The sequence below is a fragment of the Methylorubrum aminovorans genome (genome assembly GCF_022179725.1).
GTDB classification, from domain to species: domain Bacteria; phylum Pseudomonadota; class Alphaproteobacteria; order Rhizobiales; family Beijerinckiaceae; genus Methylobacterium; species Methylobacterium aminovorans.
The window spans coordinates 545,431-571,478 of the sequence record NZ_BPRC01000001.1 but is presented as its reverse complement, the minus strand read 5'-3'; the positions used below and the strand labels follow the sequence as shown (position 1 = coordinate 571,478).

21 protein-coding genes are annotated in these 26,048 nt (G+C 68.5%); 10 read left to right on the top strand and 11 right to left on the bottom strand.

What is annotated here, in order from left to right; translation table 11 throughout:
- The first annotated feature begins 51 nt into the window (after positions 1–51).
- From MFF24_RS02610 to MFF24_RS02600, 3 genes are all read left to right on the top strand, one after another.
- Positions 52–1,086 carry an aspartate-semialdehyde dehydrogenase gene (locus MFF24_RS02610; protein ID WP_108940600.1) on the top strand — a complete coding sequence of 345 codons (1,035 nt, stop codon included), beginning with the start codon at positions 52–54 and terminating at the stop codon, positions 1,084–1,086.
- Between the two features lie 442 nt (positions 1,087–1,528).
- Positions 1,529–1,813 (top strand): hypothetical protein, encoded by a 285-nt coding sequence (locus MFF24_RS02605; RefSeq protein WP_238222175.1) that lies wholly within the window; start codon positions 1,529–1,531, stop codon positions 1,811–1,813.
- A gap of 746 nt (positions 1,814–2,559) precedes the next feature.
- Positions 2,560–2,961 (top strand): hypothetical protein, encoded by a 402-nt coding sequence (locus tag MFF24_RS02600; RefSeq protein ID WP_238222173.1) that lies wholly within the window; start codon positions 2,560–2,562, stop codon positions 2,959–2,961.
- A 30-nt stretch (positions 2,962–2,991) separates the two neighbouring features.
- Here MFF24_RS02600 and MFF24_RS02595 read toward each other — a convergent pair whose 3' ends face one another.
- Complete coding sequence (locus tag MFF24_RS02595; protein WP_238222171.1) at positions 2,992–3,633, bottom strand: CatB-related O-acetyltransferase; 642 nt, start codon at positions 3,631–3,633, stop codon at positions 2,992–2,994.
- A gap of 280 nt (positions 3,634–3,913) precedes the next feature.
- Between MFF24_RS02595 and rimP the strand changes: the two genes are divergently transcribed.
- The 7 genes from rimP (at position 3,914) to MFF24_RS02560 (ending at position 13,762) form a co-directional block, all read left to right on the top strand.
- Entirely contained in the window at positions 3,914–4,669 is a 756-nt protein-coding gene (rimP, locus tag MFF24_RS02590; protein WP_238222169.1) for a ribosome maturation factor RimP, read from the top strand.
- 113 nt (positions 4,670–4,782) lie between these two features.
- Positions 4,783–6,435 carry a transcription termination factor NusA gene (nusA, locus tag MFF24_RS02585; RefSeq protein WP_133088529.1) on the top strand — a complete coding sequence of 551 codons (1,653 nt, stop codon included), beginning with the start codon at positions 4,783–4,785 and terminating at the stop codon, positions 6,433–6,435.
- A 29-nt stretch (positions 6,436–6,464) separates the two neighbouring features.
- Positions 6,465–7,196: an RNA-binding protein gene (locus MFF24_RS02580; protein ID WP_133088531.1), complete on the top strand. Its 732-nt coding sequence runs from the start codon at positions 6,465–6,467 to the stop codon at positions 7,194–7,196.
- A 64-nt stretch (positions 7,197–7,260) separates the two neighbouring features.
- Positions 7,261–10,236: a translation initiation factor IF-2 gene (gene infB, locus MFF24_RS02575; RefSeq protein WP_238222168.1), complete on the top strand. Its 2,976-nt coding sequence runs from the start codon at positions 7,261–7,263 to the stop codon at positions 10,234–10,236.
- A 104-nt stretch (positions 10,237–10,340) separates the two neighbouring features.
- Positions 10,341–10,778, top strand: a complete 438-nt coding sequence (gene rbfA, locus MFF24_RS02570) for a 30S ribosome-binding factor RbfA (protein ID WP_108940593.1) — start codon at positions 10,341–10,343, stop codon at positions 10,776–10,778.
- Between the two features lie 116 nt (positions 10,779–10,894).
- Positions 10,895–11,920: a tRNA pseudouridine(55) synthase TruB gene (gene truB, locus MFF24_RS02565; RefSeq protein ID WP_108940592.1), complete on the top strand. Its 1,026-nt coding sequence runs from the start codon at positions 10,895–10,897 to the stop codon at positions 11,918–11,920.
- A gap of 162 nt (positions 11,921–12,082) precedes the next feature.
- Positions 12,083–13,762 (top strand): methyl-accepting chemotaxis protein, encoded by a 1,680-nt coding sequence (locus MFF24_RS02560; protein ID WP_238222167.1) that lies wholly within the window; start codon positions 12,083–12,085, stop codon positions 13,760–13,762.
- Between the two features lie 221 nt (positions 13,763–13,983).
- Here MFF24_RS02560 and MFF24_RS02555 read toward each other — a convergent pair whose 3' ends face one another.
- The 10 genes from MFF24_RS02555 to MFF24_RS02510 all read right to left on the bottom strand — a co-directional run bounded on the left by MFF24_RS02555 (position 13,984) and on the right by MFF24_RS02510 (position 25,968).
- A complete protein-coding gene (locus tag MFF24_RS02555) occupies positions 13,984–15,156 on the bottom strand; it encodes a M20 aminoacylase family protein (protein WP_166059601.1) in 1,173 nt (390 codons plus the stop codon).
- 63 nt (positions 15,157–15,219) lie between these two features.
- Positions 15,220–15,636: a Cu(I)-responsive transcriptional regulator gene (gene cueR / locus MFF24_RS02550; RefSeq protein WP_238222166.1), complete on the bottom strand. Its 417-nt coding sequence runs from the start codon at positions 15,634–15,636 to the stop codon at positions 15,220–15,222.
- A complete protein-coding gene (locus tag MFF24_RS02545) occupies positions 15,633–18,128 on the bottom strand; it encodes a heavy metal translocating P-type ATPase (protein WP_238222162.1) in 2,496 nt (831 codons plus the stop codon). Before MFF24_RS02545 ends, cueR begins: the two co-directional genes overlap by 4 nt.
- A gap of 172 nt (positions 18,129–18,300) precedes the next feature.
- A complete protein-coding gene (locus MFF24_RS02540; RefSeq protein ID WP_238222159.1) occupies positions 18,301–19,593 on the bottom strand; it encodes an ATP-binding protein in 1,293 nt (430 codons plus the stop codon).
- Between the two features lie 23 nt (positions 19,594–19,616).
- On the bottom strand, positions 19,617–20,672 hold the full coding sequence (locus MFF24_RS02535) for a lysylphosphatidylglycerol synthase domain-containing protein (RefSeq protein ID WP_108940586.1): 1,056 nt from the start codon (positions 20,670–20,672) through the stop codon (positions 19,617–19,619).
- Between the two features lie 186 nt (positions 20,673–20,858).
- Positions 20,859–21,485, bottom strand: coding sequence for a uracil-DNA glycosylase (locus MFF24_RS02530; protein ID WP_238222157.1), 627 nt, complete (start codon positions 21,483–21,485; stop codon positions 20,859–20,861).
- Positions 21,469–22,227 (bottom strand): PIG-L deacetylase family protein, encoded by a 759-nt coding sequence (locus MFF24_RS02525; RefSeq protein ID WP_238222156.1) that lies wholly within the window; start codon positions 22,225–22,227, stop codon positions 21,469–21,471. The genes MFF24_RS02530 and MFF24_RS02525 overlap by 17 nt, the downstream gene beginning before the upstream one ends.
- Positions 22,224–23,462: a glycosyltransferase family 4 protein gene (locus MFF24_RS02520; RefSeq protein WP_238222155.1), complete on the bottom strand. Its 1,239-nt coding sequence runs from the start codon at positions 23,460–23,462 to the stop codon at positions 22,224–22,226. Before MFF24_RS02520 ends, MFF24_RS02525 begins: the two co-directional genes overlap by 4 nt.
- Positions 23,459–24,352: a sugar phosphate isomerase/epimerase family protein gene (locus MFF24_RS02515; protein ID WP_238222153.1), complete on the bottom strand. Its 894-nt coding sequence runs from the start codon at positions 24,350–24,352 to the stop codon at positions 23,459–23,461. Before MFF24_RS02515 ends, MFF24_RS02520 begins: the two co-directional genes overlap by 4 nt.
- Positions 24,349–25,968, bottom strand: coding sequence for a YcaO-like family protein (locus MFF24_RS02510; RefSeq protein ID WP_238222151.1), 1,620 nt, complete (start codon positions 25,966–25,968; stop codon positions 24,349–24,351). Before MFF24_RS02510 ends, MFF24_RS02515 begins: the two co-directional genes overlap by 4 nt.
- Positions 25,969–26,048: the final 80 nt, after the last annotated feature.

Below are 26,048 nucleotides of genomic sequence, written 5' to 3'. Positions count from 1 at the left end.
GGGGAAGAGGCGGGCCGGTTGCATCCCGCCCGCGCAGCGGAGTTTGGTGAGATGGGTTACAAGGTCGCCGTCGTCGGAGCCACGGGCAATGTGGGCCGCGAGATGCTCGACATTCTGTCCGAGCGCGCCTTTCCGGCCGACGAGGTCGTGGCTCTGGCCTCCAGCCGCAGCCTGGGCCAGGAAGTCTCCTTCGGCGACAAAATTCTGAAGGTCAAAGCGCTCGACACCTACGACTTCTCCGACACCGACATCTGCCTGATGTCGGCGGGCGGCGACGCGTCGAAGGAGTGGAGCCCGCGCATCGGACAGCAGGGCTGCGTGGTGATCGATAACTCGTCCGCGTTCCGCTACGACGCCGACGTGCCGCTGATCGTGCCCGAGGTGAACGCCGACGCGGTCGTGGGTTTCACCAAGCGCAACATCATCGCCAACCCGAACTGCTCGACGGCGCAGCTCGTCGTTGCGCTCAAGCCGCTTCACGAGGCGGCGACGATCAAGCGCGTCGTGGTCTCGACCTACCAGTCCGTTTCCGGCGCCGGCAAGGATGCCATGGACGAGCTGTTCAGCCAGACCCGCGCCGTCTTCACCGCCGGCGAAGTCGTGCAGAAGAAGTTCACCAAGCGCATCGCCTTCAACGTCATCCCGCACATCGATGTGTTCATGGAGGACGGCTACACGAAGGAAGAGTGGAAGATGGTCGCCGAGACCAAGAAGATGCTCGATCCCAAGATCAAGCTCACGGCGACCGCGGTGCGCGTGCCGGTCTTCATCGGCCATGCCGAGGCGGTGAACGTCGAGTTCGAGCGTCCGCTTTCGCCCGAACAGGCGACCGAGATCCTGCGCTCGGCCCCCGGCGTTCTAGTGATCGATAAGCGCGAGAACGGCGGCTACATGACCCCGCACGAGGCGGCGGGCGAGGACGCCACCTACATCTCCCGCATCCGCGAGGACGCGACCGTCGAGAACGGCCTGAACTTCTGGTGCGTCTCGGACAACTTGCGCAAGGGCGCGGCGCTCAACGCGGTGCAGATCGCCGAGGTGCTGGTGAATCGCAAGCTGCTGAATAAGGCGCGTCAGGCGGCCTGACCTGCAAGCCCTCCATCGAAGACGTCGCGAAGCGCCGCCCCTCGGGGCGGCGTTTTCGTTTGGGTAGCCGGGGGCGACAGGAGCGTAGTGGAGCCATTTTCGAAGCAAGATCTTGTTGGGTGATTTAAGTCCTAATATGCGTTTATTCCTGCTCCAGGGGCAGGAGGGTCGAGGTCGCGGCTGTACGGGGTCTGTTGGCAGGAACAGTGCTTGATCTCGGAGCGATTCGGCTCGAACAGACCCTGCGACGCAAATTTTCGGAGGCTCAGCCGCGGGCGAGCCGGATGGCGGGCAAAGGGTTCCGTCGGGCAGTGGCGGCCAAGGTGTCGGTGGACGATCCAACGACACCGATGGCGACATCGTCCACCGCGAGCAGACGATTCTGGACGACGGGACGCGCGTCCTCTCGCTACGCATTCGGGCCGGTCGCCGCGACTACGACGTGCAGGACATCGTCACGGCGCCGGACGGCCAGAGCCGGATCTTCGAGACCTCGGGGCTGACGCAGACGATCCGCGACGGCGAGACCGGGGCGGTGCTCGGGCGCAGCACCTTCACGGCCGCCGGCGCGGAGCCAGAGGCCTTCGCGCAACCGGCGTTCCTACCCGCGGCGCCGGTTGCGATTGCCACGGTCGAACTCGCCCTCGCCCTTTATGCCGTCCGGTCTGGACAGAACGACCCGTACAGCAGGACCGTGCTCGGTCTGTCGGCTCAAGAGTTCTTGTAGAACCCGCAGGGTATCACCGCTCCCGCGATCTGGGTCGGGCCCATCAACCCGTCAGCCCTTGATGCCGCCTGCCAACGCAACGGTCAGATTGAGGCCATGACCAACCAAACTGCGCGCCAAGTTCGTGCCAGTGGGTTGTAAAGAACCGCGCAATCCTATGCGAACAGAGTTCATTTCGAAATTGATCGGCATGTCAAAGCATTGGGCGATCCAGATTTCAAATCAGAGATTTCGTTCGATGCTGGACCAGTGGGGGTAGCAACATATGGGACGCCCGGGCCGGTTCGGTTGGATTTGCTTGAGAGAAGCGTCCCTCAGACGACCTGCATCTACGATTACAAGACAGGCAATGCTAAGCTCACTCTGGAGCGTGCCCGTACCCTTGCGACCATGTCGAATAAGCACTTCCCTGGTACGATCCGGATCATTGTAACGCAGGTGAAGCCCCGCTGATGACGACCGCTCGACAGGTCCGCCAACTCGTTCGCCCGCTACTGGAACGACACCCTGATCTTACGCTCGTCAATAGTCGCACGCTCATGCTGGTGCCTATTGCTCACGTGACTAGAGAAATTTGGATCGATCGAACTTCCTCGGCACTTTATTTTACGCCACAATGGACGCTGAACCCCCTCTTCCTTCCATATGTTAAGCCAATCACTAATGCTGGATTTTGCTGGGAGTACATTTATCGATCGGCTGATATTGACGGGCAGGGTAGAGGTTGGTGTTGGGACGATCCGGATATGCCGAAAGAATTCATTACAAAAACTGAAAGAGTGATAAAGCTCCTCCGAAGCGTCGATACGTTGCATGCCTGTCGCTCTTTGACGGAGGCGGCGATTGATTATACATGGGGAAAGGATTGTTTTGAAAATCTTGTCTACGATATTGCTATGGGAAACCTGAATTTGGCACGATGCTGGTGGCAAGAGGTCAAAGCTTCGCCTGAATTGCAGCACCTTCCGCAAGAAGGGCCTTGGCGAACGTGGAACCTGCGCATCCGCTCCCTGGGCAAGCCGCTGATGGACGACAACCGCGCGGCGCTCGCCGCGATCCTTCATCGGTGGGAGCGCGAGAACGTTGCCTGCGCTAAAGTCGAAGCGATGTGGGCGCCGACGCCGTTTCCGCTGGAGGAGGCGGGCTGAGCGGGCGCATCGCCGAGGTGGCGGGGCCGGTCAGCCCTTCCGCGCCACCGCCTCCAGCGCTCCCACATCCCCACCGCCGATCAGCGGCAGATGCGCGGTGATGCGCTCCACCGGCCAGTCCCACCACGCGATCCGCTGCAGTCGCGCCGCATCCTCCTCGGAGAATCGGCGGCGCACCGCGCGGGCCGGATTGCCGGCCACGATCGTGTAGGGCGGGACATCGGCGCTCACCACCGCGTGCGCGGCCACCACCGCGCCGTCGCCGATCGTGACGCCCGGCATCACGGTGCTGCGGTAGCCGAGCCAGACGTCGTTGCCGATGATCGTGTCGCCGCGATTGGGAAAACTGAGTTCGCCCTCGAAACGACCGATCCAGTCGCCGCCGAAGATCGGGAACGGATAGGTCGAGAGCCCGTCGAGGCGGTGATTGCCGCCGTTCATCAGGAAGCGCGTACCCGCGGCGATTGCGCAGAACTTCCCGATCACTAAGCGGTCGCCGATGAAGGGGAAGTGGTAAAGGATCGCGTCGAGAAAGGCCTGCGGACCGGCCGGATCGTCGTAATACGTATAGGCGCCGACTTCGACGTTCTCTGGCAGGTCGAGATTGCGGATGAAGGTGACACGCTCGTGCCCCGGCATTGGGTGAAGCTTGTCCGGATCCGGCCCGTTCATCGTTGCCCCCAAGGTCCCCTCTCCTGTCGCGCGCGCTCAAAAGACTGTTTGCAGCCGGAGATGGCCATCTCGCGGCACCACAGGCCGGGGACGGCGCGTCGAGACGCTTGAATTCGCCGCGCGCCGGGGTTAAGTCACGGCTCAACATTTCTGGTGCAGTCGATAGGCTGCTTGCGGGAGTGGGCCCCCCGGGGTCCGCTCTTTTTTATTTCCGCAAGCGCCTCCTGTGCCGGATTTGCCAAGCTTAACCACCCGACTGAGACTTTCGGAAAACGACAGCATGGCGGAGCCCACCGAGAAACGTCTTGTCAGCGAGACCGGCGTCGCCGCGCGCGTCGCCCAGATCGTCGAGGGACCGATCGAGGGCCTCGGCTTCCGCCTGGTTCGGGTGAAGATCTCGAACACCAATGGCTGCACCGTGCAGATCATGGCCGAGCGGCCCGACGGCACGATGGGCGTCGACGAGTGCGAGACGGTGAGCCGGGCGATCTCGCCGATCCTCGATCTCGAAGATCCGGTCGGCGGCGCCTACTACCTCGAAGTCTCCTCGCCCGGTATCGACCGGCCGCTGGTGCGTGTCTCGGATTTCGAGCGGTGGGCCGGCTACGAGGCCAAGGTGGAGCTCGCCGTACCGATGGACGGGCGTAAGCGCTTCCGCGGCATCATCGGCGTGCCGAGTGCGGACGGCGCCACGGTGCCGATCGACCTGCCCGACGTGAAGCCGGGCCTACCGAGCCGCATCGACGTGCCGCTTCGCGATCTCGGCGAGGCGCATCTCGTCCTCACCGACGACCTGATTCGCGAGTCGCTGCGCCGCGGCTCCGCCCCGCCGCAGGACGGCGATGCGGCCGATGAGGAAGAGGGCGAGGAGGCCGAGGACGAGGCGCCGCAGATCCGCTTCATCCCGCAGCCGAAGCGGCCCAAGCCCAAGGCCGACAAGAATGCCGGCAAGCCGGTGAAGGCGAAGAAGCCCAAGCCCGGGGGCGGCATCGTCACCAAGGCCGCCCGCCTGAAGAACCGCGACACGCTGCACTGACATTTTCGCGCTCTCGGCCCGAGGGACTGGCGCGCGATCCGAACACAAGCTCTGCACGTCCGAACTGCAAAAGTACGACTGCAAAAGCACGACTGAAGGAAGGACCAGGAACCATGGCCGTCGTCAGCGCCAACCGGCTCGAACTCCTGCAGATCGCCGACGCGGTGGCCCGCGAGAAAGTGATCGACCGCCAGATCGTCATCGAGGCGATGGAAGAGGCGATCGCCAAGGCCGCCCGCTCCCGCTACGGCGCCGAGACCGACGTCCACGCCGAGATCGATCCGAAGAGCGGTGCGCTGCGCCTGTCGCGCCACCTGCTCGTGGTCGATCAGGTCGAGAACGATGCCCGCGAGATCACCCTCGATCAGGCCCGCCGCTACAACCCCGGCGCGCTCGTCGGCGACGTGATCTCCGACACCCTGCCGCCCTTCGACTTCGGCCGCGTCGCCGCGCAATCGGCCAAGCAGGTCATCGTGCAGAAGGTTCGCGACGCCGAACGCGCCCGCCAGTACGACGAGTACAAGGACCGTATCGGCGAGATCCTCAACGGCGTGGTCAAGCGCGTCGAGTACGGCAACGTCATCGTCGATCTCGGCCGCGGCGAGGGCATCGTGCGTCGCGACGAGATGATCCCGCGCGAGACCTTCCGCCCCGGCGACCGTATTCGCGCCTATCTGTTCGACGTCCGCTCCGAAGTGCGTGGGCCGCAGATCTTCCTCTCGCGCTCTCACCCGCAATTCATGGCCAAGCTGTTCGGCCAGGAAGTGCCTGAGATCTACGACGGCATCGTCGAGGTGAAGGCAGTGGCCCGCGATCCGGGCTCGCGCGCAAAGATTGCCGTCATCTCGCGTGATTCGTCGATCGATCCGGTCGGCGCCTGCGTCGGCATGCGCGGCTCCCGCGTTCAGGCGGTGGTCGGCGAGCTTCAGGGCGAGAAGATCGACATCATCCCGTGGTCGGAAGATCAGGCGACCTTCATCGTCAACGCGCTCCAGCCGGCCGAGGTCGTGAAGGTGGTGCTCGACGAGGAGGCCGACCGTATCGAGGTCGTCGTGCCCGACGACCAGCTCTCGCTCGCCATCGGCCGACGCGGCCAGAACGTGCGTCTCGCCTCGCAGCTCACCGGCTGGGACATCGACATCCTGACCGAGGCCGAGGAATCGGAGCGCCGCCAGAAGGAATTCGCCGAGCGCACCCAGGTCTTCATGGAAGCGCTCGACGTGGACGAGACCGTCGGCCAGCTTCTCGCGGCCGAAGGCTTCCGCAACGTCGAGGAGATCGCCTTCGTCGATGTTGCCGAACTCTCGAACATCCAGGGCCTCGACGAGGAGACCGGTGCCGAGATCCAGGCCCGCGCCCAGGACTACCTCGCCCGCATCGAGCAGGAGCAGGACGATCGTCGCCGTGAGCTCGGCGTCGAGGACGAGCTGCGCGAGATCGACGGCATCACCACGGCGATGATGGTGGCGCTGGGCGAGAACGAGGTGAAGACCGTCGAGGATCTCGCCGGCTGCGCCACCGACGACCTCGTCGGCTACACCGAAGGCCGCGGCCCCGAGGCCGTGCGCCACGCCGGCTACCTCGATGGTTTCGAGCTGTCGCGGGCCGAGGCCGAGGCCCTGATCATGGCTGCCCGTCTGAAGGCCGGCTGGATCGAGTCGCTGCCGGAGCCGGAGGGCGAGGCGGCGGAGGGTGAGGCGGACGAGGCCGAGATCGCGGAAGGCGAGTCGACCGAGGCGGCGTCTGCCGAGCCGCAGCAGGCCTGAGTCGGGAACGACGCGGAACGGTGCAGGACATGATCACGCAGGGCGAGACGGCCGAAACCGGTCCGGAACTCGACCGCGGCCCCGGCCGCGGCCGGGAGCCCGTGCGCACCTGCATCGTCACCCGGACAGCGCAATCCCCGAACGCGATGATTCGCTTCGTGCTGGGACCGGACGGCGCGGTGGTGCCGGACCTGCGCGCGCGTCTCCCGGGCCGCGGCGCTTGGGTGACGGCGACCCGCGCCACAGTCGAGGCGGCGGTGAAGCGCCGCGCCTTCCACCGCGCCTTCAAGACCGGCGAGGTGAAGGCCGCGCCCGATCTCGCCGATCAGGTCGCCGAGGGGCTGCGCACCGATCTGCGTCAGGCGCTGGCTCTGGCCAACAAGGCGGGCTGCGTGGTGACCGGTTTCGGCAAGGTCGAGTCGGCGATCCTCGGCGCCGAGGGCGTCAGGGGATTGATTCACGCCAGCGATGCCGCACCGGACGGCCGGCGCAAGCTGGCCGCCGCCTTGCGGCGGCGCTACGGCGATGCCATATCGGTTATTCCCGTTGTCGATGACCTGTCCAACGCCGAATTGGACATGGCATTGGGCCGGGATCATGTGATACACGCTGCCCTTATCGCGGGAGCCGGCACTACCGGCTATCTCGCGCGTTGGCGTCGGTTCCGCACCTTCGAGGGTATGGCGTCGGCGTCTGAAGAGGACGCCCCGCTTGCTGCTGGCGCGACCGCCTTCGATTCGCACGACGACGAATTGACATGACACTCGGCCGGGCATGCCCGCCGCCGGCCGATGGGACGATGGAAACCCTCAGGGTTCAGACTGAATGAGCGATACGAACAATCCGGGTGACAAGACGCAGACCAGAGCTCCCTCGAAGCCGTTGACGCTGAAGCGCCCGGTCGAGCAGGGGACGGTCCGTCAGAGCTTCTCCCACGGGCGGTCGAAGTCCGTCGTGGTCGAGACGGTGAAGCGGCGCACGATCGGCGCCGCCCCCGGAGCGGTCGCGCCCCGTGAGCCCACCGCTGCGCCTCCGCCGCGTCCCGCCTCCGTTGCACCGGCTCCCGCCGCGCCCGCGCGTCCGTCCGGCCGCAGCGCCTCCGGCGTCGTGCTGCGCACCCTGAGCGAGCAGGAGCGCGATGCCCGCGCCGCCGCGCTGGCCGACGCGCAGCGCCGCGAGGCCGAAGCCCGCGCCCGCGCCGAGGCCGAGGCGAAAGCCCGCCGCGACCGCGAGGAAGCAGAGCGCCGTGAGCGCGAGGCCGCCGAAGCGCGCCGCCGCGAGGAGGAGGATCGTCGCCGTCAGGAGGACGAACTTCGCCGCAAGGCCGCGGAGGATTCTCGTCGCCGCGCCGCCGAGGAAGAAGCGGCCCGTGCCGCCGCCGCTCCCGAAGCGCCAGCTCAGGCACCCGCTGCGCCGGCTGCTCAGGCTTCGGACGCAGCGCCTACCGCCGCGCCGACCCCTGCCCCGGCAGCCCGTCCGACTCCCGCGCCGGCCCGCCCGGCGGCAGCCGCCCCGGCTTCTCGCCCGAGCGCCGCGCCGCAGCGTCCGGCCGCCACCGGTGCGCGTCCCGGTACAGCCGGAGTGCGCCCGGCATCGACGGCGGCCCGTCCGCCGGCACCCCAGCCGCCTGCCGAGCCGCGCCGCACCATCACCGCGGATGTGAAGAAGCCGCGCGACCTGAACTTCATGGCCCGCCCGGCACCCGCGCCGGAGCCGGAAAAGGCGCCGAGCCCGACCACTGCCGCTCGTCCTGCGGGCACGGGTGCGGCGGCGCGTCCGGCTGGCCGTCCCGGTGCGGCTGCCGCCGAGGAAGAGTCGGACACCAAGCGGGTGATCCGTCGTCCCGGCATGCCGCTGAAGATCATCACGCCGCCCAAGACGCCGAAATCGCCGGGCGGCGACCGTAACCGCGGCCGCCTCACCATCGCCAACGCTACGGCGGGCGAAGACGAGCGCACCCGTTCCGTGGCCTCCTTCCGCCGCCGTCAGCAGCGGATGAGCGGCCACCGGCACGAGGAAGCCAAGGAGAAGATCGCCCGCGACGTGATTATTCCCGAGACCATCACGATCCAGGAACTCGCCAACCGCATGTCGGAGCGAGCCGTGGATGTCATCCGCCTGCTGATGAAGCAGGGCCAGATCCACAAGATCACCGACGTGATCGACTCGGACACCGCCCAGCTCATCGCCGAGGAACTCGGCCACACGGTTCGCCGCGTCGCCGAGTCGGACGTCGAGGAGGGTCTGACCTCCGACGAGCCGGATCTGGAGGAGGATCTGGAGCCGCGTCCGCCGGTCGTGACGATCATGGGTCACGTCGATCACGGCAAGACCTCGCTGCTCGACGCGATCCGCGCGGCCAACGTGGTCGAGGGCGAAGCCGGTGGCATCACCCAGCATATCGGCGCCTACCAAGTGGCGGCACCGTCGGGTGATCTCATCACCTTCATCGACACCCCCGGCCACGCCGCCTTCACCTCCATGCGCGCCCGCGGCGCCAAGGTGACGGACATTGTCGTGATCGTGGTGGCGGCCGATGACGGCGTGATGCCCCAGACCGTCGAGGCGATTCAGCACGCTAAGGCGGCCGGCGTCCCGATGATCATCGCCATCAACAAGATCGATAAGGCGGATGCGAACCCGCAGCGGGTGCGCACCGAGCTGCTGCAGCACGACATCCAGGTCGAGTCGATGGGCGGCGAGACCCTTGAATTCGAAGTGTCCGCCAAGACCGGCGACGGTCTGCCCGAGCTTCTCGAGGGTCTGCAGCTCCAGGCCGAGATCATGAACCTGCGCGCCAACGAGAAGCGCGACGGTGAGGGTACGGTCATCGAGGCGCAGCTCGACCGCGGCCGCGGCCCCGTCGCGACCGTGCTCGTCCAGCGCGGCACGCTGTTCACCGGCGACATCATCGTCGCCGGCGCCGAGTGGGGCCGCATCCGCGCCCTCATCGACGACACCGGCAAGCACATTCCCTATGCCGGCCCGTCGGTGCCGGTCGAGGTGCTCGGCTTCAACGGTACGCCGGATGCCGGCGACCGCGTCATCGTGGTGCCGAACGAGGCCCGCGCCCGCGAAGTCACCGAGTATCGTGCCCGGATCAAGCGCGAGCGCCTGAACGCCCGCACGGGCGGCGCCAACCGCTCGCTCGTCGACATGATGCGCGAGGCCAAGGAAGGCGCCAACCGCAAGGAGCTGCCGATCATCATCAAGGGTGACGTGCAGGGTTCGGTCGAGGCCATCGTCGGTGCGCTCACCGCGCTCGGCAACGACGAGGTGGGCGTGCGCATCCTGCTCTCGGGTGTGGGCGGCATCACCGAGTCGGACATCACGCTCGCCAACGCCTCGAAGGCGGTGGTGATCGGCTTCAACGTGCGCGCCCACAAGGAAGCGCGCAACGCGGCCGAGCGCGACGGCACCGAGATCCGCTACTACAGCATCATCTACGACCTCGTGGACGACATCAAAGCCACGCTGTCGGGCATGCTGCCACCGACGCTCCGCGAAGAGCGTCTCGGCGAAGCGCAGATCCTGCAGATCTTCGACGTGTCGAAGGTCGGCAAGATCGCCGGTTGCCGCGTCATGGAGGGCGTGGTCCAGCGCGGCGCCCATGTCCGCCTGCTGCGCAACGACGTGGTGATCCACGAGGGCAGGCTGTCCCAGCTCAAGCGCCTCAAGGACGACGCCAAGGAAGTCACCGCCGGCTACGAGTGCGGCATGTCCTTCCAGAACTACCAGGACATGCGTGTCGGCGATTTCATCGAATGCTTCAACGTCGAGGAAATCAAGCGCACGCTCTGAGCGGCCCTACCCTACCGCTCTTGTTCAAGCGGGGCCGCGGCGAAAGCTGCGGCCCCCTTTGTTTCCAGGCACCAGCCTGACGGTTCAGCGACGTCGATCAGCCGATGGCCCAAAAGCAGACTCCCTCCGGTCCCTCGCAGCGCCAGCAGCGCGTGGCCGAACTCATCCGCCACGCGCTGGCCGAAGTGCTCCAGCGCGGCGACATTCAGGACCCGGTGCTCGGCTCGCACGTCGTCACCGTGCCCGAGGTGCGGATGTCGCCGGACCTCAAACTCGCCACCGCCTACGTGATGCCGCTCGGCGGGCAGGACGAGGCGCCAGTGATCGCCGCGCTGGAGCGGCACAAGAAGATCCTCCGCCAGGAGGTGGCCCGGCGCGTGAATCTGAAATACGCCCCCGACCTGCGCTTCCGTCGCGACGAGACCTTCGACGAGGCGGCCCGCATCGACCAGCTCCTGCGGAGCGAGAAGGTCCAGCGGGATTTGGAAAGCGCCCCCGGTGCGGACGACGAGGCCGAACCGGATTCGCCCTCGCGCGATTGACGTTGATCCGGGCGGCCCATCCATGCCGCCCGTTCACCCAGCGGGCCGCGTGGCGGCCCTGTGACAGCCCCATGACGGGACAAGCCCCTCAATAAAGCCCGTCGATCGAGGACAGGATGCAGGACGAGATTTCTTCCGAACGCGCGAGCGAGGCACCGCAGGGTCCGCGCGGCGACATGGGCCGGGACGGGCCGCCGCGGGGCGCCCGCCGCCCTCAGCGCGGCCGGCCGCGGCATGACCGCCCGAAGAAGAACGACGTGAGCGGCTGGGTGGTGCTCGACAAGGGCGTCGGCATCACCTCGACCCAGGCGGTTGCGGTGGTGAAGCGCCTGTTCAATGCCAAGAAGGCGGGCCATGCCGGCACGCTCGACCCGCTGGCCTCCGGCATCCTGCCGATCGCGCTCGGCGAGGCGACGAAGACGGTCCCGTTCGTGATGGACGGGCGCAAGGCCTATCGCTTCGAGGTGACCTGGGGCATCGAGACCGACACCGACGACGCGGAGGGGCGTCCGGTCGAGACTTCCGAGAACCGGCCGACCCGCGAAGCGATCGAGGCGGCTCTCCCGGCTTTCGTCGGCGAGATCGAGCAGGTGCCGCCGCGCTTCTCCGCCATCAAGATCCAGGGTGAGCGCGCCTACGATCTCGCCCGTGACGGCGAGGTGGTGGAGCTCGTCGCCCGGCAGGTGCGCATCGACCACCTCTCGGTCATCGAGCATCACGGCGACCGCACCGTCATCGCCGCCGAGTGCGGCAAGGGCACCTACGTTCGCGCCCTGGCTCGCGACCTCGGCCGCGTGCTCGGCTGCTACGGCCATGTTTCGGCGCTACGGCGCACCCGCGTCGGACCCTTCGAGGAGGCGACGGCCTGCACCGTCGCCGCGCTGGAGGAGAGCACGGAAATGCATCTCCATCCGGTCGAAACGGCTCTGGAGGAGATTCCGTCGGTGGCGGTCAGCCGCGACATGGGGCTGCGCCTGATGCGCGGCCAGCCGGTGATCCTGCGCGGTCACGATGCGCCGGTTGGCGGCAAGGCTTACGCGACCTGCGGCGGCGTTCTCGTCGCCGTCGGCGACGTCGAGCGCGGCGAACTGGTGCCGCACCGCGTGTTCCATCTCGGTGGAACGGCGCCGCAGAGAAACTAAGCTGAGTCTTTGCCGGCGAAATCGATCGAGCAACCTACAAACAAGGAAGATGATCACGGCGTGTTCATCGTAGTAGATCTAGAATAGCCGGCTCTATTTAACGCGAGGTCAATCGATCGCTTCCTAGAAGCCTGCCGACTCTCCGGATCGGCGGGCTTTTTCATGCGTGTGTCTCTTGGCTTCAAGCTGGCCACCGTCGTTGGTCTTCTCGGCCTCGTCGGGGCCAGCATCTCCGCTTTCTCCCTGCGGCAGGCAGCACAGGAGCAGGCACGGGCCACTCTCACCGAATCCTTCTGGGATGCCGGATTGCAAGCGCGGGGGCTCGCCCAAGCAATCGAGCACGCTGTCGTCAAGGCGAGCGCCGTCTACACCGCCTCGGACACGGAGGAGGCCAAGCAGCGTCTTTCGGCACTTCAGAACGCACTCGGCGATGTGGAAGCCGCGCGCGGGCCGTTTCTCGCCGCCATGGAAGGCCATCTGCCGGCGGAGAAGCGGCGTCGGCTCGACCTCTCGGTGAAGGAGTTCATCGCCTACCAGACCGAAACCGCCGACCTTGGCCTCACGCTGTCGCCTCGTGCGGCGCTGATTCAGGCAAGCGATCCGGCAACGGTGAAGAATCGCGAGCGCATGGTGGCGGAGATCGGGACGCTCGGCCGCGATGTGCTCGCGCGCCTCGACGGGCAGCGGGAGGCGGCGGCGCAGGCACAGCGCGCCGGATTCATCACCCTGATCGCGGCGCCCGCTGCGGCGCTCGTCATCGCCCTCGTCGCCGCGTTCTGGATCATCCGCACGCAGATCCAGCACCCGCTGCATCGGTTGAAAGACACCATGCAGGCGCTCGCCGACGACCGGCTCGACGCGGTCGTGCCCTTCACAGGCCGCCGTGACGAGGTCGGCGAGATGGCCACCACCATCGCGCAGTTCCAGGCGGCGCTGATCGAGAAGCGGAATCTCGACCAGGCTGCACGCGAGCGGCTGGCGCAGGATGGCGCGCGCGCCACGCGGCTCGCTGCCGCGACCCAGGCCTTCGAGGACGAGACCCGAAGGGCGGTGTCCGATCTCACCGGCTCCGCGCAGGCGATGCGGGCCGCCGCCGACCGGCTGCGGGACACGGCGGGCGACACCACGCTGCGCGCCGGAGAGGTGGCCGGCGCTTCCGAACAGTCCGCGGGTGTGGTGGACAGCATCGCGGGCGCCGCTGAGGAACTGTCCGGCTCGGCCCGAAGCATCGGCGAGCGGGTGCGCCACGCGAGCCGCATCGCCGAGACCGCACTGACCGATGCCAGTGGTCTCAAGACGACCGTCACCGCCCTGGCGCGTGCGGCTGACGAGGTCGGCGCCGTCGTAACGCTGATCCACGATGTCGCCGAGCAGACCAACCTCCTGGCCCTGAACGCGACGATCGAGGCCGCCCGCGCAGGGGAGGCCGGGCGCGGTTTCGCCGTGGTGGCGGGCGAGGTGAAGGCGCTCGCCGGCCAGACCGCGGCGGCCACCGATCGTATCTCGGCCCAGGTCGCGGCGATTCAGCAGGCCGCGAGCGGCACCAGCGGCGCCATTGGCGAGATCGGGCAGACGATCGCGCAGCTCAGCCTCATCGCCGCCGAGGTCGCGGCGGCAGCCGAGCAGCAGGGTCAGGCCAGCCAGGAGATCGCCCGCGCGATCGCGGGCGCGGCGGCGGATGCCCGTACCGTCTCAGAGAGCATCGCGGGCGTCCGTGCCGCCGCCGCCTCGAATGAGGCCCGTTCGGACGAAGTCCGCTCCGGCGCCGAGCGTGTCGGCGAGGGCAGCGCGGCGCTGCAGGCCGCGATCGGGACGTTCATGGAGCGGGTGCATGCGACCTGAGACCGGACCGCCGGCATGACCCGTTCACGTCTTCCGCGCCGCGCCTGCCTGCGAGATGTCGGGAGGCAATCCAAATCGGCTCAGTACTCGGCCGTCCGGCGGATCGCTTCGGCATTGTCTGACGCCGTCGCGCGGCTCGGCGGAAGCACGGGGCTCTGGATTGTCACGGCCTCGCCGGGTCATGAAGCGCACGGCACCGAAGCCGGTGAACGGACACCCTGTCACTCCCGCGCCGGCAACCCCGTCTCGATGATCCGCGCCCAGAGGGACGTACCGTAGGGGATGGCCGCGTCGTTGAAGTCGTATTCCGGATGGTGAAGGCCGGCGGAGTCGCCGTTGCCCATGAAGATGTAGGCGCCCGGCCGGTGCGCGAGCATGTAGGAGAAATCCTCCGCCGCCATCATCGGCGCCACGTCCCGCTCGACCCGCTCTTCGCCGACGATCTGCGCGGCGATGTCGGCCATGAAGTCGGTCTCGGCCGGGTGGTTCTCGGTTGCAGGATAGCCGCTGGCGAAATCGACGCTCGCCTGTGCGCCGAAGGCCGCGGCGACGTTCTCCGCGATCGCGGCGAGGCGCTCGCGCATCAGGCCGCGCACGGCCGGGGTCAGCGCCCGCATGGTTCCGCGCAGTTCCGCCGTCTGCGGCAGCACGTTGAAGGCCTCGCCGGCCTCCACGGCGCAGACGGAGACGACGGCCGAATCGAGCGGATCGATGTTGCGGGCGACAATGGATTGCAGGGCCACCACGATATGGCTTGCCACCAGCACGGTATCGACGGCGGCCTGCGGCAGGGCCGCGTGCCCTCCCCTGCCCTCGATGAGGATCGTGAAGCGATCGGTCGAGGCCATGATCGGGCCGGGGCGGATGGCGAAGGTGCCGAGCGGCTGACCGGGAACGTTGTGCAGGCCGTAGACCGCCTCGACGCCGAAGCGCTCCATCATCCCGTCCTGCACCATCGCCTCGCCGCCGCCGCCGCCCTCCTCCGCCGGTTGGAAGATCAGAACCGCGCGCCCGTCGAAATCGCGCGTCTCGGCGAGGTACTTGGCAGCGCCGAGCAGCATGGCAGTGTGCCCGTCATGGCCGCAGGCGTGCATCTTGCCGGGCGCGGTCGAGCGGTAGGGAAGGTCGCGGATCTCTTGGATCGGCAGGGCGTCCATGTCGGCACGCAGGCCGATCGCCCGGTTCGAGCCGTGGGCCCGGCCGCGGATCACCCCGACGACCCCGGTGCGGCCGATGCCGGTGACAACCTCGTCGCAGCCGAAGGCGCGCAGCTTGTCCGCCACGAAGCCCGCCGTACGATGCACGTCGTATTGAAGCTCGGGATGGGCGTGGAGATCGTGCCGCCAAGCGGTGATCTCCTCCGAGAGATCGGCGATGCGGTCGATGACGGGCATGGATCCAACCTTTCCGGAGGGGTCCAGCAAGCAGAAGGCCAACCGCGGGTCAACGGCCAAGCCTCAGGGTGCCACCTCCCCTCCCGCCAGATCGTCGAGGATCGGGCAGTCCGGACGGTCGTCGCCGCAGCAGCGCTCGGCCAGATGTTCGAGGGTACGGGCCATCGCCTCCAATTCGCCGATTCGGCGGCGCAGGTCGGCGCCATGGTCGAGCGCCACCGCCTTGACCGCCGCGCTGGCGCGGGAGCGGTCCTGCCAGAGCGCGAGAAGATCGGCGATCTCCCGCATCGAGAAGCCGAGATCGCGGGCACGCCGCACGAAGCGGAGGGCGTGCAGGTCGCTCTCGCCGTAGACGCGGTAGCCGGACGCGGTCCGGTCTGCTGGGCCGAGCAGACCCGTCTCCTCGTAGTAGCGGATCATCTTGGCCGAGACGCCCGTGGCGCGGGCGGCCTCACCGATGGTGGCGGATCGGTTGCTCATGCAGCGGCTCCTGCCCGGCGCAGGCGCAACGCGTTGCCGACAACGAAGACGCTGGACAGGGCCATCGCCCCGGCTGCCAACACCGGCGAGAGCTGCGGCCCGCCGAAGGCGGCGAGGAGTCCGGCAGCGACCGGGATCAGCGCCGCGTTGTAGGCGAACGCCCAGAACAGGTTCTGGCGAATGTTGGCCAGCGTCGCCCGCGATAGGACCACCGCCTCGACCAACCCGCCGAGCGCGCCCGACATCAGCACCACATCGGCGCTCTCGACCGCGATGTCGGTGCCCGTGCCGATGGCGATGCCGATATCGGCCTCGGCCAGGGCAGGAGCGTCGTTGATGCCGTCACCGACGAAGGCGACTGGTCCATGGGCCTCGCGCAGCCGGCGCAGGGCCGCCACCTTGCCTTCGGGCAGCACCTCGGCTTCGACTTCGGTGATACCGAGCGAGCGGGCGACGGCCACGGCCGTGGCGCGGGCATCACCCGTCAGCATCGCCACCGTGAGGCCGCGGGTCCGCAGGGCCTCTATGACCTTTCGCGCCTCCGGCTTGATCGGATCGGCCACGGCGACGAGAGCCGCGAGCCGGCCGTCGATCGCGACGAACATGGCGCTCTTGCCCTCATCCGCGAGCCGGGCGGCCTCGCCTTCGAGCCCGTCGGTCGCGATGCGGAGCCGCTCCATGTAGCGGCGGTTGCCGAGGGCGACGCTCCGCGCCTCGACTCGGGCCGAGACACCGTGACCCGGCACTGCCTCGAAGGCTTCGGCCTCGGGCAGAACCCCGGCTTCCCGGGCCGCATCGGCGATCGCGCGGGCGACCGGATGCTCCGAGCGCGCCTCGACAGCGCCTGCCAGGGCGAGCACGCCTTCGCGGGTGAAGCCGGGCGCGGTGACGAGATCGGTCAGGCGGGGACGGCCCTCGGTGAGGGTGCCGGTCTTGTCGAGGGCGATGACGCGGGCGTTCCGCAGGGCCTGGAGCGCGGCACCCTGGCGGAACAGCACGCCGCGCTCCGCCGCCCGGCCGGTGCCGACCATGATCGAGACCGGCGTCGCCAGCCCCATGGCGCAGGGGCAGGCGATGATGAGCACGGAGATCGCCGCAACGAGGGCATGGCCGAACGCCGGCGCGGGTCCGAAGGCGAGCCAGGCGAGGAAGGTCAGCACGGCGATGGCGATGACGGCGGGCACGAACCACAGGGTCACCCGGTCCACCAGCGCCTGGATCGGCAGCTTGCCGCCTTGCGCCTCCTCGACCATCCGCACGATCCGCGCCAGCGCGGTGTCTGCGCCGATGCGGTCCACGGTGAGGTCGAAGCTGCCGGTGGTGTTGAGCGTGCCGCCGACGACGCGGCCACCCTTGTCCTTCTTCACGGGCACCGGTTCACCAGTGATCATGCTCTCGTCGACGAAGGAGGCACCGGACGTCACGGTGCCGTCGGCCGGCACGCGCTCGCCGGGGCGCACCCGCACCCGGTCGCCGATCCTGAGGTCGAAGGCCGACACCTCGTGCTCGCTCGCGCCCTCCACCCGCCGCGCGGTCTTGGGCGAGAGGTCGATCAGCCGAGCGATCGCCGCTCCGGCACGGCCCTTGGCGCGGGCCTCGAGAGTGCGCCCGAGCAGGATCAGCGTGACGATGAGGACGCTCGCCTCGAAGTAGAGATGCGCAGACCCTTCCGGCAGCCAGGACGGGGCCACGGTCGAGACCAGCGAGAAGAGATAGGCCGCCCCGGACCCCAGGGCGACGAGCGCGTTCATGTCGGGATGGCCGCGCAGCAGGTTCGGCACGCCGATCCGGAAAAAGCGGCGGCCGGGCCCGGCCAGCACCAGGGTCGCGAGCACAGCCTGCAGCCAGGCGTAACCGGCACCGAGCATGCTTGTCGCCGCATGGTGGAAGCCCGGCAGGACGTGGCCGCCCATGTCGAGGACGACAATGGGACCAGACAGCACCGCTGCGAGGATCAGGTCGCGGCGGAGCGCGGCCGCCTCCCGCTCCTGCCTCTCCCCGGGAGAGGCCGCTTGCGGCGCATCAAGCCGGCGCGCCTCGTAGCCGGCCAGCCGCACGGCCGCTTCGATATCATCGACCGTGACCGCACCGGTGACATGGCGCAGCTCGGCCCGGCCGGTAGCGAGATTGACGCTCGCCGAGGTCGCGCCGGGCAGCGCCAGAAGCGCGCGCTCGACACGCCCGATGCAGGAGGCGCAGCTCATCCCCTCGACGGTGACGGCCGTGACCGTCTCGGGCACATCGTAGCCGGCCTCACGGATCGCCTCGACGACACGGAAAGGCGACGTGCCCTCCGGCAGTACGAGGCTGGCGCGGCCAGTGGCGAGGTTGACGGCAACGTCCGCCGCACCGGGAAGGGCAGCGAGAGCCCGTTCGACACGGCCGACGCAGGAGGCGCAACTCATGCCCTCCACGGGCAGGGTGATGCGGATTGGGGCGTCGGCGCCCGCTGGCGCAGGCGGCATGGCAGGGGGGGCGAGATGAGATTCCATGCCGCCTCAGATGGCACTTCCCATCATGGGAAGGTCAAGACCTCGGTCTCGTCATGGCGTCGCATGATACGATGCAGCGCCGCATCTTGAACGACGGGCCGTTCGGGTGAGATCTCATCTTGCAACTCAGCCGGGAGAACACCGTTCCCACATCCACCTGGGGAAGGCGGCGTCATCGCCCCGCCGGAGGCTCCGGCAGCGCCGCTTCTTCTGCGTCCGGCCGATGCTCCGGCAGGCTCACGCGCACCGTGGTGCCCTGGCCCGGCTCGCTCTCGATGACGAGCTTGCCGCGATGGCGGTTGAGCGTGTGCTTGACGATGGCGAGCCCGAGGCCGGTGCCACCCTGCTGGCGGCTCGACGCCGTATCGACCCGGTAGAAGCGCTCGGTGAGCCGCGGGATGTGCTCGGCCGGGATGCCCGGCCCCTCATCGCGCACCCGCAACTCGATCCGCGCTCCGCGTCCGTTCGGATCCTCGACACGATGAAGAGAGACAACGACCACGCCGCCGCTGCCGCCATACTTCACCGCGTTCTCGACGAGGTTCTCCACGACGCGCAGCAGCTCGTCACGATCTCCGAGAACCGGGAGCGGCCCTTCCGGCCGCTCGACGCTCAGCGCGACGCCGCGCTCACCGGCGAGCGGCGCCTGCATATCCACCATCTGCCGGGCGATGCGGCCGAGATCGACGATGCGGGTCGGCACGACGTGCTCGTGCAACTCGATGCGGGAGAGCGAGAGCAGGTCGTCGATGAGGCCGGTCATGCGCTGGGCCTGGGTGCGCATGATGCCGAGGAATTGCTCGCGGGCGCGGGGATCGTCCCTGGCCGGACCTTGAAGGGTTTCGATGAAGCCGAGAAGGGCCGCGAGCGGGGTGCGCAGCTCGTGGCTGGCATTGGCGACGAAATCGACCCGCATCGCCTCCAGGCGGCGCGCCTCGGTGAGGTCGCGCAGGAACAGCACGATGTTGGGCTCGCCGCCGCCCGGCATGTCGGGTAGCGGCAGGGCGCCGATCTGCACCTCGAAGGCACGCTCGGTCGGTACGCGCGTGGCGTACTCGGTCCTCACCGGTGTGCCGGTGCGCAGAACCTCCTCGATGCCGTCGAGCACGTCGGGTGCCCGCAGGGAGAAGGAGAGCGGGTGGCGCAGTTTCAGCCCCGGCAGGAGCCGACGCGCTGCGGGGTTGGCCTCGATCACCACCACGCGGCGATCGACGAGGATGACGGGATCGGGGATGTTGGCGAGTAGGGCCTCGGCGATGGCGTGGCGCTGCGGGGACGTGGACTCGGCCGGGGGCAAGAGCGCGACCTGCCCCCCGCGCCCGAGCAACGCACCGATGAGAAGCGCCAGGCTCGCCGAGATCATCAGGGCGACATCGACGGTGCCGCCGACCGCCTCCGCGACGACGATGACCGCCACGGCGATCGTCACGCCGAGCCACATCGGGCGGGCCGAGTTCGCGGGCATGGCGCCTCAGGCCGTCTGGCGGGTCAAGGATCGTTCGCCGCCTGATGCCGCCGCAGCCGCTGAAAGCCCTCGTAGACGCCGAGCATTACGAGGGCCAGGACGAAGGGGACGACGTAGTAGCAGACCCGGAACAGCAGCAGCGATCCCAGGACGGACTCGCGCGGCAGGTAGGACAGGGCGAGCAGAATGGTGGCCTCGAACACACCGATGCCGCCCGGCGCATTCGAGGCGATGCCGAGCATGGCGGCGAGCACGTAGATCGCCAGGAAGGTGGTGAAGGCGAGATTCATGCCCTCGGGCATCAGCATGTAGAGCACCGCCGCCGCGGCGCAGACGTCGCCGATGCCGACCACCATCTGGCTGAACGAGACGGTGGCGCCGGGCAGTTCGAGCTGCCAGTGGCGCACCTTGATGTAGCGCCGCTTCACCGAGACCCAGGCGAGATAGCCAAGCACGAGGCCGAGCGTGCCAAAGCCGAGGATCTGGTTGAGGCGCGCGGTGGTGTTGACGCCGATACTCTGGAAGGTGAGGCTCGCGAGCTGGCCCGCCTCGATAATGAGGCTGAAGCCCAGCACCACCCCCATCCCGAGCCAGAAGGTGAAGCCGGCGATCACCGTCAGAGCGGCGATCTTGGCCGCGGACAGGCCGCGCTTCGAGTAGATCCAGTAGCGGATCGTCGCCGCGGTGATGAGCGGGAAGCCGAGGGTGAAGCTCACGGCGTAGCTCGTGAAGGAGGCGAGCGCCGTGATGCGGTAGGGCATCTTGAGCCGGAGCTGGCGCAGGGCGAGCGCGTCGTAACAAGTCAGGAACAGGTAGCTGACCGCTACGAAAAAGAAGGCCTCGCCGAGACGGCCGGCTGCGACGGCGGTGAAAGCCGTTTGCAGCTCGGCCCAACTGATCTCGCCCGAGAGCTTCCACAGGACGCCGAGTGAGACGAGGATGAGAACAAGGCTCGCGGCCGTCCCGATCCAGGCAAAGCGCCCGCGCCGCGATGCCGGCTTCGACCCGGCGTCAGCCTCGCGGCCCGCATCGGCCGGCTCGGCCTCCACGACCGTCCTGTGCTTCCCGGCAGCTTTCATGTGAGAACGGCGTCCGCCTCCGCTGGTCGACCGCAGGATGCATGGGGCGCGGGTCGTCCCGGGCGGCATCGGTCCCGAACCGCCCCCGCGCATTTAGGTGCTTCGATCGCCAAAGGCCAGCGAAGGACAGTCGCCACAGGACTGCCCTGCACCGGGAATGCGGCTGAAATCACGCGATCTTGGCCGTTAGGGCGGACCGGCGAGATGGCTCGCCGCCTGCGTCAGACCTGCAAGGATGCGTTCGCGGACCGACGGCGAGGTACAGACATAGGTCGGGCTCGGATGCGGGATCGGTACCACCGGCAGGTCGGGTCGCAAGGCGGCAAGCGGGGCCGCCGCCTCGTGCGCGAAGCGCCCGGCCGGAACGACCACAGCGAGCCGCGGCAGAAGCGCGAGCAGCGGCGCAAAGTAGGGCGCGGCGGCGGTGGCCTCCGAGCGGCGCGGGGCTCGATTGAGGGCGCCCGGCGCGTGGATTACCCACGGCACGGCATTCCAGATCAGCGTGTCCCGCCGCGCAATGCCGGCCTCGGCGAGGAAGCGGAACAGGTTGGCGGCGGTACCGGTGGCGTTGTCGCGGGAGACGAAACCAGTGCGCCCGATCGAGGGACCGGGCGTCTCCAGCAGAAGCAGCAGGCGCGCCTCTACCCCGCCATCGAGGGGATCGGGATCGGGCACCTCGGCACCGCGCTCGGCGGCAATCGTCCGGGCGAAAGCGCGCAGCGGCCGCACATGCGGAGCATCCGCCATCGCCCGGCGCGCGTCGAGGACGGCGGGATCGCGCAGGCTCTTGGGTGCGTCAGGCGAATCCGGCATCGCGCAGATCGGGCGAGAGCCGTCCCTGGAGGCGGAAGCGCTCGACACCGTCCTCCGCCGCCAAACGCTCCTTCAGCCCCTCAGGCCCGCCGAACTGGAAGCCGATCTGCGACGTGTAGGCCGCGCAGCCCTCCGCCTTGCGCCGCTCGGCTTCCGCATCGAGCCGCACCACCTGCTCGGGGAACGACGCGAAGATCGCCCGTAGCGGCTCCTTCGGCTCGGTGCTGCGGACGGTGTAGGGGAAGTCACGCCACCACAGCACCGGCAGCGGCGGCTGCGCGCCGCGAAAGGCGCGCACCACCTGCACATGATCGACATGGCCGCCGACCGCCTGCGGCGCCAGGATCAGGTCGGGCCGCGTATCGGCCACGAGACGCTCGAAAGCATCTGCGAGATTGGCTCCAATCCGGTCGTCGGAGCGAAGCTCGGCGAAGAGTTCGGGCGCCGAGCCGTAGCCGCGATGCGGCGCCTCGCGGAACGGCAGGTGGATCGGCTCGATGCCGAGCGCACGGGCCGCGTCGCGATCCTCGCCGCGGCGCAGGGCCATGTAATCGACCTCCGGCGCGAGCCCCTTGTCGAGCTGGCAGGCGAGCGCGAAGCCGCGCGGATTCGCCACCGAGGCGGTGAAGACCGTCGCCATCACGACCTGCCACCCTTGCGCAGCAAGCCGGGCCAGCGTGCCGCCGGCTGAGAAAACCGCGTCGTCGAGATGCGGCGAGATGGCGAGTGCGGTCCGCGTCACAGCAGGTGCGGCTCCTTGCGGAAGCGGCAATCGGGATCGATGGGCAACGTGTCGGGAACGTCGGTGTGCGGCGATTCGCGGGCGACCCGCTCATAGACCTCCATGATCTGCCGGCCGACCGCCGTCCACGAATAGACCCGGCGGCACTCTTCGAGCCCGCTCTCGGCGAGGCGCTGACGCAGTTCCGCGTCCTCGATCACCCGTCGCAGAGCCTGAGTCAGGCCGCGGACGTCGCCGGGTTCGACCAAGAGGCCGTTCTCGCCGTCGCGAAGGCAGTCCGAGACGCCGACCGAGTGGGTCGAGACTACCGCGTGCCCGGCAGCCATCGCCTCCAGAATCGTGTTGGAGAATCCCTCCGCATAGGTCGGCGAGACGAACACGTCCGCCTCGCGGTAGAGGGCGGGCACCGTGTCGTAATCGGCGTAGCCGGTGAAGCGGACCTGGGCCGAGGTGAAACCGATGGCGTCGGCCTTCTCGCGGGCAGCCTCGACATCCGGTCCGATGCCGGAAATCGCCGCATCGAACGGCACGCCGGCCTCCCACAGCCGCTCCAGGGCATCGAGGAAATCGAGCACGCCTTTCCGGCGGTCGACACGGCCATGGTAGAGCAGCCGCACCGGCTCCTCGTCCTCAAGCTCGGCCCCGAAGCGCTCGCCGGGGGTGAAGCGCGCCGTATCGACGGCGCCGGGGACGATGGTGAAGCGGGCCGGATCGGAGCCGAGCCGGTCGCAGACCTCCTTCACGAAGGATGGCCCGCCGATCAGCAGGGCATTGGCATGGGCCAGCACCTCGACCATGGCCCGGCGATGAGTCTCGCAGCAGGAGCCGACCCAGTGGCCGTCGCCGCCCTGGATCGAGACCATGGTGGGCACGCCGAGGCGCTTGCCCGCAAGAAGCACCGCCCAACCGGTCGGGTAGCCGTACTGGGCGTGCAGTACGTCGAAGGGCTTCTTCGCGTGCTCGGCGCAAATCGTCTCGACGATCTCGTCGATGTCGCGCTCGAAGTCGCCGCTCTCCTGCTCGCCCCTCTGCTCCAGGCCGATGACATGAACGCCCGGCACCGGGGGCGGCGGGCCCCCGCCATAGACTCGCGTGCCGAACTCATCGCCGCGATATTGCGAGATCATCGTTACGTCGTGGCCGGCCCCTGCCACCTCGCGCAGGAGATTCTGGGCATAGACGCTCATGCCGGAGATCGCCGGGAAGTAGCGGCGGCTGACGAAGCAGATTCTCATGAATGGGACAGTCCCGGGATCGCGGTTTCGCGCGGCGCGGTATCGGGTGTCGGCAGGCCGGGGCCCGGACGGCGGCAGGTGTGCAGGAATTCGAGCGCTTGGCCCACCATCACGTCGGCTCGGTGTGAATCGCGCGAGAGCTCCACGCAGACGAGTTTTGAAAAGGCGACCGCGTCGAGGGCATCCAGCACGGCCGGCACATCCATGTCGCCTTCGCCGAACGGTAGGTGGATGTGCTCGCCCAGCTTCATGTCCTCGATCGCCACCGTGCCGAGGCGGGAAGCGAATTCGTGCACGGCCGCGGCCGGGTCACGCTCCTGCGTCACCAGGCAGTGGCCGGTATCGAGGGCCAGCGACAAGCCCGGCACGTCGAGGCCGGCGAAGTCGTCGAGGGTCTCGATCAGCATATCCGGTTCGGGTTCGAGCGCGGCGACGACGCCCTTCTCGGCGGCGAAGTCGGCCACCTCGCGCAAGCCCTCGACGAGCCAGCCGCGTGCGTCTTGGTGATCGACGCCCGGCTTCGGCACGCCGGCCCAGAACGAGACGGCTTCAGAGTTCAGGATCCGGCCGATCTCGATGGCGCGCTTGAGGAAGCCGACGCGCCGGGCGCGGCCCGCCGCATCGGCGGTCACCAGCGTCGGCTCGTGTTTGGCGGTCGGGTCGAGGAGGAAGCGCGCGCCGGTCTCGATCACCGAGCCGAGTCCGAGCCGGTTCAGGAGGCTGGCGATGCGGTCGGCCTCGACCACCCAGTTCTCGGCGAACGGATCGAGATGGTGGATGTCGAGGGTCAGCGCGACGCCGTCGTAGCCCGCATCCTTGATGAGGCGGATCGCGTCCTCGATGCGGTGATTGGCCGTGCCATTGGTGTTGTAGGCGAAGCGCAGGGTCATGCCGGCCTCCGCTCGGCACGGCGGCCCTGGCGCTCGTAGCGGAACGGTGCGTGGTGCGATTCCGGCTCGCGGTAGAGCGGGTAATGCGAGCCGACGATCTTCTCCGCCAAGGCCACGTCGAAGAGCGGCTGGCCGCCGAACCGCTCGACCGCCTCGGGCGTCAGGCGCACGGGCAGCAGCGTGTCGCTCGGCGTGCCGAAGCGGATCAGCGGATGCTCGCGCTCGATGAGCTTGCGCGTGTTGCGCTCGCCGATGCGGTAATAGCTCATGGTCTCGACTTCGAGCCCCGGGACGATCGCCTTCACCACGCCGATCCCGCCGCCGGGCGGTGAGCAATCGACGTAGAGCACGTCGAAACCCGCCTCCTCGAGCCGCTCGCGGGCGATTCTCCCGCGGGCGTGGCCGTCCGGCGCCGTTGTCGTCGGCAACTCCGAAAAGGCCTTGGTGCTCTTCTCGGAATAGACCGTGTTACTCAGAACCTCGCGCAGCTCGGCCGCCGGCAGGTCGATCCAGGCGAGCATGGCTTGGAGCGCGCGACTCTCCTCGAGGTCGAGGCTCGGCAGCGCCTTCTGGATGAAGGACTCGACGTAGCCCTCCGGCGCCACCGTGTCGGCGAGGGCCAGAGGGCCGTGTCCGAAGGTCTTTCGAACCCGCGCCGCCTGAAATTCAAGAAGCGCCTTGCGCAGGGCCCTCTCGCGATCCGGGTCACAGGCCTCGCCGCAGGCCGAGAGCGCGATCGGTGCCGGCGTGCGGGCCGGATCGACGTCGTAGCCGACGACGTAGAGATTCGTGAGGCCGAACTGGTCGGTGGCGAATTTCGGTAGCGCCCGGATGCCGAGGCTCTCCAGCCGGTCGAGCATGCCGCGCGTCTCCGGGCCGATGCCGTCGAGGTCGAGCATCACGCCCTGATCGAGGGCGCGGAACAGCAACCCGTTGCCGTCGCGCTGCAGCAGTTCGAGCAGGCCGTGGCCGAGGGCGAAATCCACGTCGGGACCGGCGCCGAGGCCGTTGGTGATGAGGTTGGTGAAAGGCTGATAGCCCTGGCGCAGCTCGAAATAGTCGGTCGCGGCGATGTCGAGCGGCATCCAGACGGATTCGCCGGTCCGAGCGCGGATCGCCTTGGTCCAGTCGAGCGGGGTGTCGCGTCCGACGGAGGAGCCGGCCGGCAGGCACAGCGTCAGCGGGTCGGCGACGGCGGAGGCGCCGTAGACCCGCACGAGGTCGGCATAGGAGAGGGCGGCCTGATTGTCGCCCTTTCGCGGCAGCAGCGCGACCGAGGGCATCAGATTCTCGGCGATCTCGGCCACCGCGCCGATCAGCGCCTCGTCGTCGGTGGCGCCGTAGCCGATCCCCGAGGGCATGGCGCCGACATAAAACGGGTCGTCGAGGAAGAGCGCCACGAACCAGACCGGAATGCCGGTGCGGTCGAGCCCGGCGAGGTTGAAGCCGACGACTCGGCCCTCCGGCAGCACGTCGAGATAGGCCCGCACCGCCTCCGGCAGCCGCTCCGGCAGCCCCTCGATCCGGCGCGGCGCACCGCGGCGATAAGGGCGCGGCGCCGCGAGGCTCGGGTGGTGGGCGCGGTCGTCCCGGTCGAGGGCGTCGGTCGCTGTCATCGTCTTCCTGCTCGCGGCTCACCGGACGTCGTCCAACCAAAGCTCTCATCCTGAGGTGCGAAGCGGAGCGAAGCCTCGAA